Source organism: Pseudovibrio denitrificans JCM 12308, assembly GCF_001310815.1.
Taxonomy (GTDB): Bacteria; Pseudomonadota; Alphaproteobacteria; order Rhizobiales; family Stappiaceae; genus Pseudovibrio; species Pseudovibrio denitrificans.
In genome coordinates this window covers 1-15,648 of the sequence record NZ_BAZK01000044.1, presented here as the reverse complement: position 1 = coordinate 15,648, position 15,648 = coordinate 1, and the positions used below count along the sequence as shown (strand labels likewise).

Genomic DNA, 15,648 nt, shown 5'->3' with positions numbered 1-15,648 from the left:
CCTCTCTACTGGATACCGAATCTCCGCTTTGCTCCGCCCGGCATGACGGCAAGAAGCACCACCCCACACCGTCATCCCGCACAAGCGCAGCGCGATGCGGGAGCCAGAGCCACACACCAGAACTTCTCCACTGGATACCGGATCTCCGCTTTGCTCCGTCCGGCATGACGGCAAAAGCACCACCCCACACCCTCATCCCGTACAAGCGTAGCGCGATGCGGGAACCTGAGCCCAGCAACCAGCATAACCTTGAGTGATGGAGCGTCGTGTCGGTGACTGATAAATTTTCATTTTGAATAAGTGTGCTTCATATTTAGGATTATAGTTCTCGGGCCCTCCTGGATTTTTTCATTTTCAAAACTGAATTTTTATGAGGCTACTTCGCATGAAACGCCGGTATCTTTTGGGTGCGCTGGTCTTTGTCACGATAGCAGCATCCCTTCTGACTTATCTTATCCAGACTGGAGAACGCGGATTAGCGCGTCAAACTCAACCCTCTCGAGATATAGACGTGACCCGACTTGACGCATCTGAGATCAAGAGTTTGGGTTGGGATCCCAAGGGGTTGGATGTGGTTTTCAACTATGCTGCCAGCTTGAGCACCGATGCCTTTATGATCGTCACTGATGGCCAAAGGGTTGGGACATTTGGCGATCTTTCAAAACTCTACAATGTCCATTCAATCAGAAAATCTCTTTTGAGTGCTGTTATTGGCCAGCACCTCGCTTTGCCTGAAAATCATTTGCGCCTGGATGCAACGCTTATGGAACTTGGTATTGATGACGCTCCGATCTCGCTGACGAATTTGCAACGAAAGACAACCGTCCGCCACTTACTGCAAAGCGTTTCAGGTATAAACCACCCGGCAGCTGCATCGGGTAGTCTGAGAGAGGAAATCGACAAGCGGTTAGGGCATGCAGAGAACCAGCCTGGGACCATTTGGGCTTACAACAACTGGGATTACAACACTCTGACGACTGTCTTCGAAAATGTAACGGGCTCCGAGGTTGCGGTAGCTTTCGAGGACCGGATAGCGAAACCTATTGGAATGCAGGATTTTGATCGTTCCGCAGTGTCGTATCTCTCTGATCCTCAGAAGTCTGAACATAAGGCAGCAATGTTCAAAATGTCTGCGCGTGACCTTGCCCGTGTTGGGACCCTCTATCTCAATCACGGAGTTGTAGACGGTCAGCGTGTTCTTGTCGAAAACTGGACAAGTCTCATGTCAGAGGACTTTGCTGAAACAGGCTATGGCGGACTGCGAATGGGGCACGGCTATCTGTGGTGGATACCTGCAACGGAGACTGGTCTGCCTGAGGGGACTTTCTGGGCATGGGGTCTGGGAAATCAGGCTCTCATGGTGATCCCTGAATGGAACACGGTTGTGGTCCATCAATCAGACACCACTGAGTTCCTGAAGCGGTTCATCCCATTGATCAGCGGTGAGAATATGACCGGAGAAGCCGCGATCGAGCAGCTTATCTTCTCATGTCTTAAACGTGCTGCCCGTGAAACTGAGTATTGCATCGAGCACCGTTTCACCACGAAGCGTGAGTTTAAACAGCTCATGTCGCTGATCGTGGCCGCACGGGAGTAAAGCAGCTAAAGCGTATTGCTGAAAAGTGGGAACCAGGATCTCATCTACCAATCTCTGCAGGTGTTGCACTGGATACCGGATCTCCGCTTTGCTCCGTCCGGTATGAAGGCGAGAAGCTCCACCCCGCGCCGTCATCCCGCATAAGCATAGCGCGATGCGGGAACCAGTATCTCATTATCCGAACTCCACAGGTGCTGCACTGGATACCGGATCTCCGCATTGCTCCGTCCAGCATGACGGCAAGAGGTGCTCCCCCCGCGCCGTCATCCCGCACAAGCGCAGCGCGATGCGGGACCCAGAGCCACATACTAGAACCACTCCACTGGATACCGGATCTCCGCTTTGCTCCGTCCGGCATGACGGCAAGAGGTGCTCCCTCCGCGCCGTCATCCCGCACAAGCGCAGCGCGATGCGGGACCCAGAGCCACACACTAGAACCTCTCCACTGGACGCCGGATATCAACTTTGCTCCCTCCGGTTTAACAGCAGAAGTCACTCCTCTTGAAACACAACCAGTGCTGATCTCACAAAAGCACCACAGTCACCCCAACATCACCTCGCCAGAAACACAAAGCTGCCAGCTTACCCAATTAACCAGTTTAGATGAGTGAAATTCAGGCAAAGAAAAAGGCAGCGCAGAACGCCGCCTTTAAATTTTCGGGAACTCACACTTTTGTCTGGACCATCTGAAGAGATGGGCTGGAACTCATGCAGAGTTCATAAACAGGTAAACCGCAAGGAAAATGATCGGGCTCGAGATCACACTAGCCACAATCATAGCTCCCATAGCCTGCTTCAGCATAATCAACCCCCGTTTGAATTATGAAACGCAGCTCTATGTCGGATATATTAGCACAGTTAATTCAAATATGCACTATTAACCATACCCTGAGAAGGGGCGTGGCAATTTGCGCAGTGCGATCAGGTCAGTAGGTGGAGGCCATCTTCATTTTGAATGCATCTTGCGAGGTCAAAAGCGCTTCCAAAATAGCTTTGTCCTGCTTGTAGATGTCTTCTCGGAACTGCAGCTCCCCATCAACACCGGCAAAGGCGGTGTAGTAGCGCAGATGTACCGGCACCGTCTCCGTCAGCTTCAGGCGTACTGTCTTGCCACGCGCACGCAGCTTTTCCATCTTTGCACGGCTGTGGCCGGAACCGGAAAGCAGCACTTCGCCGAAGGTGAAAGGATCCTGCACACGAATACAGCCATGGCTGAAGGCACGTTGATCTTTGTTGAACAGGCGCTTGGACGGCGTGTCGTGCAGATAGATGTTGTGCTTGTTCGGGAACATGTACTTCACCGCCCCCAGCGCATTTTTCCGGCCTGCCTTCTGGCGTAGCTGATACCCGAACTTGCGCTTGCTCACATTGCTCCAGTTGATCGCAGTCGGATCAACCCGCTTGCCGTTTTTGTATACGTTGATGCCGGTGCCGGAGAGGGCTGAAGCGTTCTTGCGAAGCTTAGGCAAATATTCATTGGTTGCAATGGACCACGGAACACCCCAGGTCGGGTTGATCTCGGCGTACTCAAAGGTATCGGAAAACAGCGGTGTCGCATTGCGCGGCTTGCCCACCACACTGCGGGTTTCATAAAGCACATCCGTGCCTTCCATCACCCGCACCATCTGCTCAGCTACGTTCACCTTCACATAGCGACCTGATGGCAGAGGATCATCCCAGCGCATGCGCTCCAGATTGACGAGAATCTGATTGCGGCGATCCTCCAGGGAAGCATTGAGCGCGGCCCGTGTCTTCTTGCCAACAACACCATCGACCGTCAGGCCATGACGCTTCTGGAAGTCCTTGACCAGCTCAACCATGTCATCATTATAGAAGGTTGGTGGTACTTCAACTTCGCTTGTACCCGTATAACCGGAATAGTAAGGCGCGTAGCCTTCTGCCTGCAGCCGCTTCTCCAGCTGAGCCACTCGGCCTCCCGTATCACCGGGCCGGATGCTTGGGCCATCTTCAATGTAAACGGGATAGTCAGAAGTGAGCGCCGCGTTATAGCGGGCCAGCTGATCCTTCAAAATGTCATAGGAAGGCGCTTCCGGCTCCAACCCGTCGAAGAACTGCGCCAGTGAACGCGTTTCTTCCATCTGGGTGAGCATGTCGTTTAGCTTTGGCACCTGAGGTGAGATGAACACGTTCTTCAGCACCTTGGTTGGCCGCACAACACCGCCTGCAATGTGAGCGCCATATGTGGCAAAGGCGCGGGTCAACTGCAACTCTACAACCGCAATCTCATGAAGAGTTGCAGTGGCGTTGGACGCTTCCATGACGGCCAGAATGGAGGCGAGCTGACGAACACCATAGGCTTGCGGATCAAGCCCATGGGCCGGTGCCTTGCGAATCTCAGTGACCAGATGATTGGCCAACGGCGTTAAAGACTGGTCCTCAAACCACACAGGTCGGAACTTGCGTAAGGCATAGGCCTCTGCAAGGGCGTCAATCTGTTTGGGGCTGAAACCAGCCTTCTGGATGTCTGCTTCAGAAAAGATCAGATCCCGGATGGTCTGCTCCAACTCAGAAAGCTCGGTGCCAGTTGGCTTGGCCACTTGTCCGGCAGGGCCAGACAGAGGAGGGGCCTGCAGTTCGCTCTCCGGCATCACCAGCGGTTCAATCACAGGCGGGGACAGGTCTTCCGGTGCTGGCAGGTCAGGTAGAGCCGCCGGATCTTCGTTGAAATTCAGCGGATCTATAAGTCGCTCGGAGGAAGTTGCATTACTGGTCGCACTTGATGGCGAGATCATTCCAATCAGACTTGCAGCGAGAATGGTGGCACAGATACTCTTGTGAGACACGTGTAACTTCCCTGTTTTTTCTTGGCTTTCCCTTAGAATTGCATCTTCGGGTAGAAATTTTGTATTTAACTTAGTTAGAAATGTGGGTGATCCGGTGAGACTAAGACTTGACCTGTAAGCCACAATCAGCGAAAAGCAACATATGAAAACGGCGATGCACACTTCTTCTTGCACCATCATTATTTGCAGCTAGCGACAACGCTGGCTGTGGCCGTTCTATCCTGCCTATTTTCTGCGTGAGATGAACGCCCGGCCAGCTGGCCAGGAGACGAACCACTATGAGCGCAGACACAGCCCAAGGCGAAAAGGGACTTCTGCTCACCAATACTTTGACACGCACAAAAGAAGCTTTTGTGCCAATGGATGCGTCTAACGTGCGCATGTATGTGTGTGGTCCCACCGTTTATGACTACGCCCATATTGGTAATGCGCGCCCCGTCGTCGTTTTTGACGTTCTGGCAAGGCTGCTTCGCCAACTTTATGGCAAAGACCATGTCACATATGTGCGAAACATCACAGACGTGGATGACAAAATTAATGAGCGCGCAGCACGGGAAGGCATTTCCATTCGCGAGCTGACCGAAAAAACAGCCGGTCAGTACCATGCGGATATGGAAGCGCTGGGCGCTCAGGCTCCGGACATCGAACCGCGTGCAACTGAGCACATCGAAGAGATGAAAGAGATGATCGAAACGCTCGTTGACAAAGGCCATGCCTATGTCGCGGACGAACACGTTCTCTTCCATGTGCCAAGCATGCCGGAATACGGAAAGCTCTCCAACCGTACGCTGGACGAGATGGTCGCCGGTGCCCGTGTGGAAGTGGCCTCCTACAAAAAAGACCCGACCGACTTCGTGCTCTGGAAGCCATCCAAAGCGGAAGAGCCGGGTTGGGAAAGCCCATGCGGCATCAAAACGCCGGGCCGTCCGGGCTGGCACATCGAATGTTCCGCAATGTCTGAAAAGCACCTGGGCAAGGTCTTTGATATTCATGGCGGCGGGGTCGACCTGACCTTCCCACACCATGAAAACGAGATTGCACAGTCCAGATGTGCGCACGACACCCATGCCATGGCAAACGTGTGGCTGCACAACGGCTTCCTGCAGGTGGAAGGCGAAAAGATGTCCAAGTCTCTGGGCAACTTCTTCACCGTGCATCAGCTGCTGGATACAGAAGAGGGCGGCGGACGCAAATGGTCCGGTCAGGCCATCCGCTACGCGCTGCTTCAGACCCAGTATCGCCAGCCAATCGACTTCACGTTCAAAAGTCTGGCAGAAGGCGAAAAGCAGCTCACCCGCTGGGCAGAGCTACTGAAGAAGCATGATGTGACAGCACAGGGAAATGGTGCACCGGATGAAGCTGTTCTGGAAGGCCTGAAGGACGACCTGAACACACCACGCGCCTTTGCCGCTCTTCATAAGCTCGCCCGTGACGCACGCGGTGGCGATGCAGACGCTGCTCAGAAATTAGCTAATTCTATCAAGTTCTTGGGCTTTGATCTTGAATCATTTTCCAAAGCACAAACGCAAGAAAAAGCTGAAGCAGATGTCTCCCCTGAGCTGAAGGCAAAGGTGGAAGAGCTGATCGCAAAACGTCTGGAAGCCCGTAAGGCCAAAGACTTTGCTGAAAGCGACCGCATCCGTGATGAACTGGCAGCCGATGGCATTGTACTCAAAGACATGAAAAACAAGGAAACAGGTGAGATCGAAACCACCTGGTCCTGCGCTTAACGGAAAGACAGGCCATATTCTAAGCAGATACCACAAGGAAACTTGAAGTCTGCTCCATGGTTCTGAATGGGATAACCCGTTAGGCTTGCTAAGTTTTCTCAAGGCGCGCGTTGTGTGTGCCTTGAGAGATCCTACGGAGGCAACAGGGAAGCCTCCGTCAAATGAGGGGAGCCTGAGGCAAAGCTCAGGACAATAAGCAGGGTAGGCATACTATGACGAAAGAGCGTCTGTATCTTTTCGACACGACATTGCGCGATGGGGCTCAGACCTCCGGCATTGATTTCTCCGTGGACGAAAAAATTGCCATTACTGACTTATTGGAAAGACTGGGTGTCGACTATATTGAAGGCGGCTACCCGGGCGCGAACCCCACAGACACAAAGTTTTTCTCTGAAAAGAGAACCCAAAAAGCGATCTTCACCGCCTTTGGCATGACCAAACGGGCAGGGCGTTCCATCAGCAATGACCCCGGTGTGCAGATGGTTCTGCAGTCTGCAGCAGATGCCACCTGCTATGTGGCAAAGAGTTGGGACTACCACGTCGATATCGCGCTGAAATGCACCAACGAAGAAAATCTGGAAAGCATCGCTGACACCGTTAAAGCCTCCGTCGACGCTGGCAAGGAAGCCATGATCGACTGCGAGCACTTCTTTGATGGCTACAAAGCGAACCCGGACTATGCTCTGGCCTGCGCGAAGACTGCCTATGAAGCCGGTGCGCGCTGGGTGGTCCTGTGCGACACCAACGGCGGCACCCTTCCACATGAAGTCACCGAGATCGTCAACGCCGTGATGCAGGTGGTGCCGGGCAGTAATCTGGGCATCCATGCCCATGATGACACCGGCCATGCTGTCGCAAACACGCTGGCTGCTGTTGTCGCTGGCGTTCGCCAGGTACAGGGCACACTCAACGGCATTGGTGAGCGTTGCGGCAATGCCAACATGATCACCCTGATCCCGAATATGCTGCTGAAGAAGCCATATTGCGATCTGGTGGAACTTGGCATCAAGGTTGAAGATCTGACAGAATTGACTGCAATATCAAGGAGTTTTGACGAGATCTTGAATCGATCCTCCAATGTCCATGCTCCTTACGTCGGCGCAAATGCCTTCGCCACCAAAGCAGGCATCCATGCCTCTGCTATCCTGAAGAACCCGGACACCTACGAGCATATCCCGCCAGAAATGGTCGGCAACCAGCGCCGTGTGCTTGTCTCCGATCAGGCAGGAAAATCCAACCTGCTCAACGAGCTGAAACGCCTCGGCGTGGATGCGGACAAAGCAGATCCGCGCGTCGATCGCCTGCTGGCAGAAGTGAAAGAACTGGAAGCACAGGGCTTCGCCTATGAAGCCGCAGACGCCTCCTTCGAACTCCTCGCCCGCAGACGCTTGCATTCTGTGCCGGATTACTTCGACGTCCTGTCCTTCCGCACCGGAGTAGAGCGCCGTTACAATGCGCTGGGCGAGCGCGTGACAGTTTCCGAAGCAGTGGTGAAAGTGGAAGTGGACGGTGAGACCTTCATGTCCGTGGCGGAAGGGAATGGCCCGGTCAACGCGCTTGATCTATCACTGCGCAAAGATCTCGGCAAATACCAAAGCCTGATAGCTGACCTTGAATTGATCGACTATAAAGTACGAATATTGAATGGCGGCACCAGCGCGATCACCCGCGTTCTCATAGAAAGCCAGAACAAGAAAACCGGCAAGCGCTGGTTCACGGTTGGCGTCTCTGAAAACATCGTAGACGCCTCCTTCCAGGCTCTGGTAGATTCCGTTCGCTATTGCATTTTCAAGGCGAATGAGCTGGAAACAGCCTGATAGATGCTGATAAGGCATCTTAAAACGTATCGCTGAAAAGTGGGAACCGGTTTTCAGATAATGATACCTGGGAATAAGCACTGAAAGATTTGTGGTCGCGGTCGCGCGGCCATTCCTACCTTTATTTCATCGGCGTCAGGCTCTCTGGCGCCCATTTATTTCGTAGTATGAGGGTTTAATGAGCCAGTCAGCATCCGCTGCTGACCAGCTGAGCACGCCGGAAGCGTTCAAAGCTGGCTTGATTGCAGCGATATCTGCTTATCTCATGTGGGGCTTTGCACCCATGTACTATAAGCTCACAGCAGACATGCCAGCGATCATCGTGATCTGCTATCGCGTGATTGGCTCCGTGCTGTTCCTGGGTGCGTTTCTGGTCATGAGCAAGCTGCGCAAAGAGGTCTTCGCCATCTTCTGCGACTTCTCCCGCCTGCGCTATCTGCTAGTCTCAGCTTCTGTCATCAGCATCAATTGGACGGTCTTTATCTGGTCTGTTGAAACGGGTAGGGTGCTGGACGCCAGCCTCGGCTACTTCATCAACCCACTCGTCAGTGTGGGCTTGGGCGTCGTGCTGCTCTCCGAGCGCCTCACCAAAGCGCAGATGCTGGCCTTGGCCATCACCATCTTTGCCGTGCTCTACAAAACCTATGAGGTTGGGGAACTACCTTGGGTGTCCGTCGTGCTGGCCCTCAGCTTTGCGCTCTATGGCTTCGTGCGCAAAAAAGCCCCTGTGGGCGCTGTTGCCGGTCAGTTGGTGGAAGTTCTGCTGGTCATGCCATTTGCGCTGGGCGGCCTCTGGTACTTCACCGCAGTGGGATCCGGCGGTATCTATCCGACCATCCCAACTGAGCATCCATGGTTCTTGTCCTTACTGCTCTTTACCGGGGTGATCACAGCCGTGCCGCTGGTGGTCTTTGCCTTTGCTGCACGGCGCTTGCCAATGGTCTACATTGGTTTCCTGCAATACATCGCACCTTCCATCCATTTCCTCAGCGCAATCTGGTTGTTTGGAGAGGAACTGTCACTGGAAGGTCTGTTTGCCTTCGGCATGATCTGGTTCTCGCTGGTAATCTTCTCCATTGATGGCGTCATGGCGCGCCGCCGCATGGAGAAAATGGCGTAGAAGCAATCACATTCAGAATTAAGAAAGGCCGCTCAATCAGCGGCCTTTTTCATTACATGTCTTTGACATCCGGATGTTCAACTTTGCAGCCCTCAATGGCCTTGCAAAGGATATCGACGCTCTGCGAAACGTCTGAGGTGATCTCATAGGTGATGTCGCTGTCCGGACGAATGAAGCCAAGGCTTCGCATATGGTCGAGCAGCTCAACCAGAGGCGTCCAGAACTGATCTAGATTGAGCAGCAGCATTGGCTTGTCGTGACGGCCAAGCTGAGCCCAGGTCAGCATCTCCACAAGTTCCTCAAGTGTGCCGATCCCGCCCGGAAGAGCGATGAACGCATCCGCTTTTTCAAACATGGTGCGCTTGCGCTCATGCATGTCCTGCGTCACGATCAGTTCGTGGGCTTCTTCCAGCATCACTTCTCGTTCCTTCAGGAACTTTGGAATAACGCCGGTCACTTCACCACCGTTTTCAAGAACGGTTTTTGCAACAGCTCCCATAAGTCCAATGGATCCGCCGCCATAAACGAGTCGAATCCCTTCACGGGCTAACAATTCACCAAGCTGAATCGCAGCTTGTTCAAACAGCGGCTGGCTCCCCGCGTTGGAGCCGCAATATACGCAGATGCTTTTCAAGGTTTTCATAGGTATTCTGTCGCATTAGGCTAGGGGGAACGTCAAGCAAGGCTCGTAAAATGAGGTTAATTCACCCAACATGCGCAACTTGCCTGACATGGTGCACCTTGCCCCTCGGGTTAAACATGTATAACAAACACGATTAAAGTCTGTCCTTTTTGCTCTAAACTCGGCAAAAGAGACAGCCGGATAAACTGATATCCGGGCAATCTGATATAATGTCAAAGCATGCCATGTCGAGTGAACTATGGTCTGCTTGAGGAGCAATTGAGAACCATGTCGAAATCGGGGATGAACTGGTTGCTGACAGTTGCTGTAGCTGTTGCTGCGGGCGCAATCGGTGCGGGGGCGTACTACCTGAGCAAGGAAGACACTTCGGTTGTAGCAGAAGCTGAAAAGGCTGTTGCAAAACTGGAAGCAGCTGCAAATGGCAAAGTACAGCTCAACTCGTCGGGCGCACAGGTAGATAAGGAAGGGGCTGATAAAACTCCTGAAGCGACTACCAAGCTGGAGACAGCAGATGTTGCCGGCGACAATGTCCCAAGTTTCGATGTGATGCGTGTTGAGCCATCAGGTGATGCAGTGGTTGCAGGCCGCGCAGAAGCAGGTTCCATTGTAGCACTCATCTCCAATGGCGATGTGATCGGCAAAGGCATCGCTAACAACCGCGGCGAGTTCGCGATTGTCCTCGATAAACCGCTGAAGCCGGGCGATCACGATGTCAGCCTGGAAGCGACCAATCAGGAAACTCAGGAAAAGAATGGCTCCGAGCAGCACATTGCTGTCTCTGTACCTGAGGATGAAAGCGGTGAAGTTCTCGTTGTCCTCAATGAGCCAAACGCACCATCCAAAATTCTTCAGCTTCCTGAAGCGCCAGTTATGGCTGAACCAGTAACAACTGTCCAGACAGAGCAGCCAAAAACGGATGCTCCGGTTGAAACTGCGGCAGTTGAAACGCCAGGCGCAAAAGAAGAAGCACCTGCACCTGCTGCAACCGCTGAAAAGCCAGCAGCTGCACCAGCTGAAACCACCGTTGCTGTGACAGAGACACCAGCTCCAACTGCTGAAACACCTGCACCAACAGCAACTGAGGCTGCTGAAGCACCAGCTGAGCAGCCTCAGCCAGAAGCACCAGCGGCTGTTGCAACGCAGACTGAAACCCCAACCGAAGCTCCAGCCCCTGTTGCTGTAGCACAGGCAAACGAAGAACCTGAGCTGACCGTGAAGGCTGTTGAGACCGAGCAGGGCAAGGTCTTTGTGGCCGGTGAAAGTGAGCCGGGCGCGCAGGTTCGTGTTTACGTTGGCGAAGAGTTTGTCGGCGAAGCAAAGGCGGGCAAAGAAGGCCGCTGGCTGGTGGAAGCTGAAAAGACCATTCCGGCTGGCAACGTAGAAGTGCGCGCCGACAAGGTAGAAAACACCGAAGGCAAAGTGGAAGCCCGTGCGCAAGTCGTCTTCACCAAAGGTGAAAATGATGTTGCTATGATCCCGGTTCGCCTCGTCGCAGAAGGTTCCGGCTCTAAAGGCTCATCTGCATCTGTCGGTATTGGCGAGCTGCCAAATGTTATCATTCGCCGCGGTGATAACCTCTGGACCATTTCCCGCCGCCTTTATGGTCAGGGAACGCGTTACACCACCATCTATCAGGCAAACAGCCAGCAGATTCAAAATCCGGACCTGATCTTCCCGGGACAGGTGTTCATGTTGCCTGTGGCTGACCTGAATTGGAAAACAATTAATAACTGATCTGGATTCTTCTCTTCGAACGTCCTATTTAAGAAGAGAAAGCTTTCCAGATTAATCTTTCGGAAAGCGCTGGATGAACAATCCAGCGCTTTCTCTGGTTTGCAAACCTACTGCGCGCTCCCGAAAAGTGATTTCGGATGAGGGTGCGTTCCCAAAGAGGGCATAAGACCCTTTCCAATCTGATGACAATGGCGCGTTCAGGACCATTGCTCTTCTGATAAGACATTCCAAATTCGCCAAACCGCTTCTGCGTATTGAGAAGCGTGCCGGGCAACAAGGCACTAGCATGACTGCAACAAGCAAAAAACAGCAGGAAAAATCCGCCCCTGCTTTGGATGCAGACGATAAAGGCTTGCTTCGTTCACTGAAAACTCTCTGGGTTTACATGTGGCCTGATGCAAGGCCGGAGCTGAAAAAGCGTGTCGTTCTGGCCCTCGCGGCGTTGATTGTCGCAAAAATTATTACCGTTTTCGCACCCTACCTTTATGCATGGGCAACCGATGCCCTGACTGACAACAGTGTTCTGCCAAACTGGTTGCCGCCAATCCTCATTGCGCCAATCATGCTGGTGATTGCGTACAATGTCGCCAGGACCATGGCTGTCGGTTTTAACCAGATCCGTGACGCCATCTTCTCCAGCGTTGGCTTGCACGCCGTTCGCGAACTGGCAAACCTGACCTTCCAGCACCTCCATGCGCTGTCCCTGCGCTATCACCTGTCCCGCCGCACCGGTGGTTTGACCCGTGTGATCGACCGTGGGGTGAAGGGCATTGAAGGCATCGTTCGTTTCACCATCCTCAGCGGTATTCCAACAGTCGTTGAATTTGCCATGATGGCGGTTGTCATCTGGTTCCAGTTCGGTTTCTGGTACGTGGTCGTCGTTGGCGTCACCGTGTTCGCCTACGTCTACTACACCGTTGTGGCGTCTGATAAGCGTATTCAGATCCGCCGCGATATGAACAACGCGGACAACGATGCAAACAGCAAGTCCGTCGACAGCCTGCTGAACTTTGAGACTGTGAAGTACTTCGGCAACGAAGAGATGGAGCGTGGCCGTTTTGATAAGGCAATGCGTGGCTATGAGCGCGCGGCGATCAAAACATGGACGTCATTGTCCTGGCTGAACTTCGGTCAGGCGCTGATCCTGGGCGTCGGCATGACAACCTGTATGGTCATGTCCGCAATGGCAATCCAACGCGGCGAGCAGACCATCGGTGACTTCGTCATGATCAACGCGTTGCTCATGCAGCTGTCTGTTCCGCTCAACTTCATCGGCTTCATCTACCGCGAAATCCGTCAGGGTATTGCTGATCTGGAAGCCATGTTCTCTGTTCTGGCTGTTGAGCCTGAAATTCAGGATGAGCCACTGGCAGAGAACCTGAAGGTCAAGGAAGCCACCATCAAGTTTGAGGACGTGCACTTCCACTACGACGAAGAGCGCCCGATCCTCAAAGGCGTGAACTTCGAAGTCCCGGCTGGCAGCACCATTGCGATTGTTGGCCCATCCGGTGCTGGTAAGTCCACCATCTCGCGCTTGCTGTTCCGATTCTATGACGTCACCTCAGGCCGCATCACCATTGATGGCAAGGACGTGCGTGAAGTCACTCAGAAGTCCCTGCGCGATCACATCGGCATGGTGCCGCAGGATACGGTTCTGTTTAACGACAACATCGCCTACAACATCCGTTATGGCCGCGTGAACGCAACAGATGAAGAGGTGAAGGAGGCAGCAAAGCTGGCCCAGATCGACCACTTCATCGAAGCATTGCCACATGGCTATGACAGTGAAGTAGGGGAACGTGGCCTGAAGCTCTCCGGTGGTGAAAAGCAGCGTGTGGCAATTGCGCGAACCATCCTCAAGAGCCCGCCAATCCTCATCCTCGATGAAGCAACGTCCGCTTTGGATACCCACACCGAGCAGGAAATCCAGTCCGCTCTGGATGTGGTCTCCAAGGATCGCACCACGCTCGTCATCGCCCACCGTCTCTCAACCGTGGTGAATGCAGATCAGATCCTCGTGCTCAAAGCCGGTGAAGCCGTAGAGCAGGGCACCCACGCTGAGCTTATGGCCAACGATGGTCTCTATGCCTCCATGTGGAGCCGTCAGCGCGAAGTCAGCGAAGCGGAAGCTCGTCTGGCAGAAATGCGTGAGGATGATCAAGCTTCATTTCCAGAGGCAAAAGTGCTGAAGAAGCCGTAATTGAGGGCATAAACGACAAGAAATAGTGGGTTGAAGGGAAAGCTCTGCGCGCAATCAGGGGAATCTCTGTTTAAATAAGCTAGAGTTGCTTGCACAGAACTCTCTGAGTTGCTCTATGAGCAGAAACTTAACGTCTGAGGGGTTCAATAGCTGAACCCCTCAATTGAGCAAAGGTGGTCGACGATGTCGTTGGTAGACAGCATTTCCAAGACACTGGTTCCCATTCATAGAGAAGGTTACCCGTTCATCGCCATTGCAGCTGTCCTGACCATCATTTTAGGGTGGTTCTGGTCACCTCTTTTCTGGATAGGCCTCTTCCTCACCGGATGGGTCTGTTACTTCTTCCGTGACCCAAAACGTGTCACACCCGTTAAAGACGGTCTGATTGTTTCCCCCGCAGATGGTACCGTGTGCCTGATGGGCTCCGCCATTCCACCGCGTGAGTTGGATCTGGGTGATCAGCCGATGATGCGTGTCTGCATCTTCATGGATGTCTTTAACTGCCACGTAAATCGTGCGCCAATGGCAGGCCGCGTCACGCGCGTTGCTTACAAAGCCGGAAAGTTCCTGAATGCGGAGCTGGACAAGGCAAGTGAGCACAACGAGCGCAACGGCCTGATCATTGAAAACGACAATGCCCGCATCGGCGTTGTGCAAATCGCCGGCCTCGTAGCACGCCGTATTGTGTGCTTCGTCAAAGAAGGCGAAAACATTTCTGCAGGTGATCGCTTCGGTCTGATCCGCTTCGGATCCCGTCTTGATGTTTACCTGCCACAGGGTACAAAGCCACAAGTTGCCTTGGGCCAGACCATGATTGCTGGCGAGAGTATTCTGGCAAATCTGAAAGATGAAGAAGCAGGCGACGTCGTTGCCCGCGTTTCTTAAGGTAGTATAGCGTGTCAAATCCATTTCCTCCCTACGAACCGGGAGTCAACCCGCCAATGGAAAAGGGAGTACGCGCAAGCGCATTCCCCTTCGTATTGTTTTACCAAATGTCGTCACCCTGCTGGCGCTGTGTTCTGGCCTGACAGCCATCCGCATGGCCATGGAAGACAGGTGGGATATGGCAATCGCTGCCATCTTCCTGGCTGCTATTCTGGATGCACTGGATGGCCGCGTTGCGCGCATGCTCAAAGGCACCACCAAGTTTGGCGCCGAGCTGGACTCGCTGGCTGACTTTGTGAACTTCGGTGTAGCACCGGGCATCATCCTGTACGCATGGATGCTGGAAGACGCCAGCTCCCTCGGCTGGATTGCTTCGCTGCTGTTCTCCATCTGTATGGCATTGAGACTGGCGCGCTTTAACGTGGCGCTGGACGATCCGAATAAGCCGAAATGGGCTAACAAGTTCTTCACCGGTGTTCCGGCCCCGGCAGGCGCACTGACAGTTCTGCTGCCGATCTATCTTGAGCGTCTGGGCGTACCGCATTGGAACGAGCTGGCATTGCCAGTTGCGCTCTACACCATGTTCATCGGCCTCCTGATGGTTAGCCAGCTGCCAACCTTCTCCGGCAAGCAGATCGGCACTCACATCCGCCGTGAATGGGTTCTGCCGCTGTTCGTCGTAGCTGTTGGTATCGTCGCACTGGCCGCGAGCTATCCGTTTGAATGTTTGACTGTGATCAGTCTCGGCTACCTCATCTCTATCCCGTTCGCATGGCGCTCCTACAAAATCCACTGTGTAACAGGGAAGGGGCCACACGCGGACTGTGATGTGATGACAACCGAGATTGAAGAGGAAAGCGTGTCAGAGGACAAAGCCTCTTTGAAAGTCAGCCTCGAAGACATCGCCAAAGCAGGCGTGCCTGATCCAAAACAGGATCAGGAGGACAGCAAGACTTAAAGTCATGCTGAAGCAATGAGATTTATGAAAGGCCGTGGAACGCTCCGCGGCCTTTTTTTGTTGACCTGACAACATCGCCCGCAAACATTCTCCCAGCTCCCAGCTCCCAGCTCCCAGCTCCCAGCTCCCAGCTCCCAGCTCCCAGCTCCCAGCTCCCAGC

At 53.5% G+C, this 15,648-nt stretch carries 12 protein-coding genes; 9 read left to right on the top strand and 3 right to left on the bottom strand.

Annotated elements, in window-relative coordinates; all coding sequences use genetic code 11:
- The coding region (locus JCM12308_RS31135) for a hypothetical protein (RefSeq protein WP_208978969.1) at window positions 1-257 on the top strand (257 nt) is incomplete at its 5' end.
- 254 nt (window positions 258-511) lie between these two features.
- Window positions 512-1,597 carry a serine hydrolase domain-containing protein gene (locus JCM12308_RS26945; RefSeq protein ID WP_208608699.1) on the top strand — a complete coding sequence of 362 codons (1,086 nt, stop codon included), beginning with the start codon at window positions 512-514 and terminating at the stop codon, window positions 1,595-1,597.
- A 40-nt stretch (window positions 1,598-1,637) separates the two neighbouring features.
- Here the strand turns inward: JCM12308_RS26945 and JCM12308_RS28435 are convergent, their stop codons facing one another.
- Together JCM12308_RS28435 and JCM12308_RS26935 are read right to left on the bottom strand one after the other, a co-directional pair.
- Window positions 1,638-2,027: a hypothetical protein gene (locus JCM12308_RS28435; RefSeq protein ID WP_164845380.1), complete on the bottom strand. Its 390-nt coding sequence runs from the start codon at window positions 2,025-2,027 to the stop codon at window positions 1,638-1,640.
- 496 nt (window positions 2,028-2,523) lie between these two features.
- Window positions 2,524-4,401, bottom strand: a complete 1,878-nt coding sequence (locus tag JCM12308_RS26935) for a L,D-transpeptidase family protein (protein WP_054785708.1) — start codon at window positions 4,399-4,401, stop codon at window positions 2,524-2,526.
- 278 nt (window positions 4,402-4,679) lie between these two features.
- Here JCM12308_RS26935 and cysS point away from each other — a divergent pair, with 278 nt between their 5' ends.
- The 3 genes from cysS (at window position 4,680) to rarD (ending at window position 9,068) form a co-directional block, all read left to right on the top strand.
- Window positions 4,680-6,131 (top strand): cysteine--tRNA ligase, encoded by a 1,452-nt coding sequence (gene cysS, locus JCM12308_RS26930; RefSeq protein ID WP_054785707.1) that lies wholly within the window; start codon window positions 4,680-4,682, stop codon window positions 6,129-6,131.
- Window positions 6,132-6,343: 212 nt separating this feature from the next.
- A complete protein-coding gene (gene cimA / locus JCM12308_RS26925) occupies window positions 6,344-7,948 on the top strand; it encodes a citramalate synthase (RefSeq protein WP_054785706.1) in 1,605 nt (534 codons plus the stop codon).
- A 178-nt stretch (window positions 7,949-8,126) separates the two neighbouring features.
- Window positions 8,127-9,068, top strand: coding sequence for an EamA family transporter RarD (rarD, locus tag JCM12308_RS26920; RefSeq protein WP_054785705.1), 942 nt, complete (start codon window positions 8,127-8,129; stop codon window positions 9,066-9,068).
- Between the two features lie 52 nt (window positions 9,069-9,120).
- On the opposite strand, the gene JCM12308_RS26915 is transcribed toward rarD, so the two are convergent.
- Complete coding sequence (locus JCM12308_RS26915; RefSeq protein WP_054785704.1) at window positions 9,121-9,711, bottom strand: LOG family protein; 591 nt, start codon at window positions 9,709-9,711, stop codon at window positions 9,121-9,123.
- 267 nt (window positions 9,712-9,978) lie between these two features.
- Here JCM12308_RS26915 and JCM12308_RS26910 point away from each other — a divergent pair, with 267 nt between their 5' ends.
- From JCM12308_RS26910 to JCM12308_RS26895, 4 genes are all read left to right on the top strand, one after another.
- Window positions 9,979-11,445 (top strand): Ig-like domain-containing protein, encoded by a 1,467-nt coding sequence (locus JCM12308_RS26910; RefSeq protein WP_244272044.1) that lies wholly within the window; start codon window positions 9,979-9,981, stop codon window positions 11,443-11,445.
- Window positions 11,446-11,731: 286 nt separating this feature from the next.
- On the top strand, window positions 11,732-13,645 hold the full coding sequence (locus JCM12308_RS26905) for an ABCB family ABC transporter ATP-binding protein/permease (protein WP_054785702.1): 1,914 nt from the start codon (window positions 11,732-11,734) through the stop codon (window positions 13,643-13,645).
- 162 nt (window positions 13,646-13,807) lie between these two features.
- A complete protein-coding gene (locus tag JCM12308_RS26900) occupies window positions 13,808-14,530 on the top strand; it encodes a phosphatidylserine decarboxylase (RefSeq protein WP_256377983.1) in 723 nt (240 codons plus the stop codon).
- 154 nt (window positions 14,531-14,684) lie between these two features.
- On the top strand, window positions 14,685-15,488 hold the full coding sequence (locus JCM12308_RS26895) for a CDP-alcohol phosphatidyltransferase family protein (RefSeq protein WP_008551832.1): 804 nt from the start codon (window positions 14,685-14,687) through the stop codon (window positions 15,486-15,488).
- Window positions 15,489-15,648: the final 160 nt, after the last annotated feature.

Coding starts and splice junctions, on each gene's coding strand:
- JCM12308_RS26895 (WP_008551832.1), top strand. CDS start 14,685: ATGGCCATGGAAGACAGGTGGGATATGGCAATCGCTGCCATCTTCCTG.
- JCM12308_RS26910 (WP_244272044.1), top strand. CDS start 9,979: ATGTCGAAATCGGGGATGAACTGGTTGCTGACAGTTGCTGTAGCTGTT.
- cimA (WP_054785706.1), top strand. CDS start 6,344: ATGACGAAAGAGCGTCTGTATCTTTTCGACACGACATTGCGCGATGGG.
- JCM12308_RS26905 (WP_054785702.1), top strand. CDS start 11,732: ATGACTGCAACAAGCAAAAAACAGCAGGAAAAATCCGCCCCTGCTTTG.
- JCM12308_RS26915 (WP_054785704.1), bottom strand. CDS start 9,711: ATGAAAACCTTGAAAAGCATCTGCGTATATTGCGGCTCCAACGCGGGG.
- cysS (WP_054785707.1), top strand. CDS start 4,680: ATGAGCGCAGACACAGCCCAAGGCGAAAAGGGACTTCTGCTCACCAAT.
- rarD (WP_054785705.1), top strand. CDS start 8,127: ATGAGCCAGTCAGCATCCGCTGCTGACCAGCTGAGCACGCCGGAAGCG.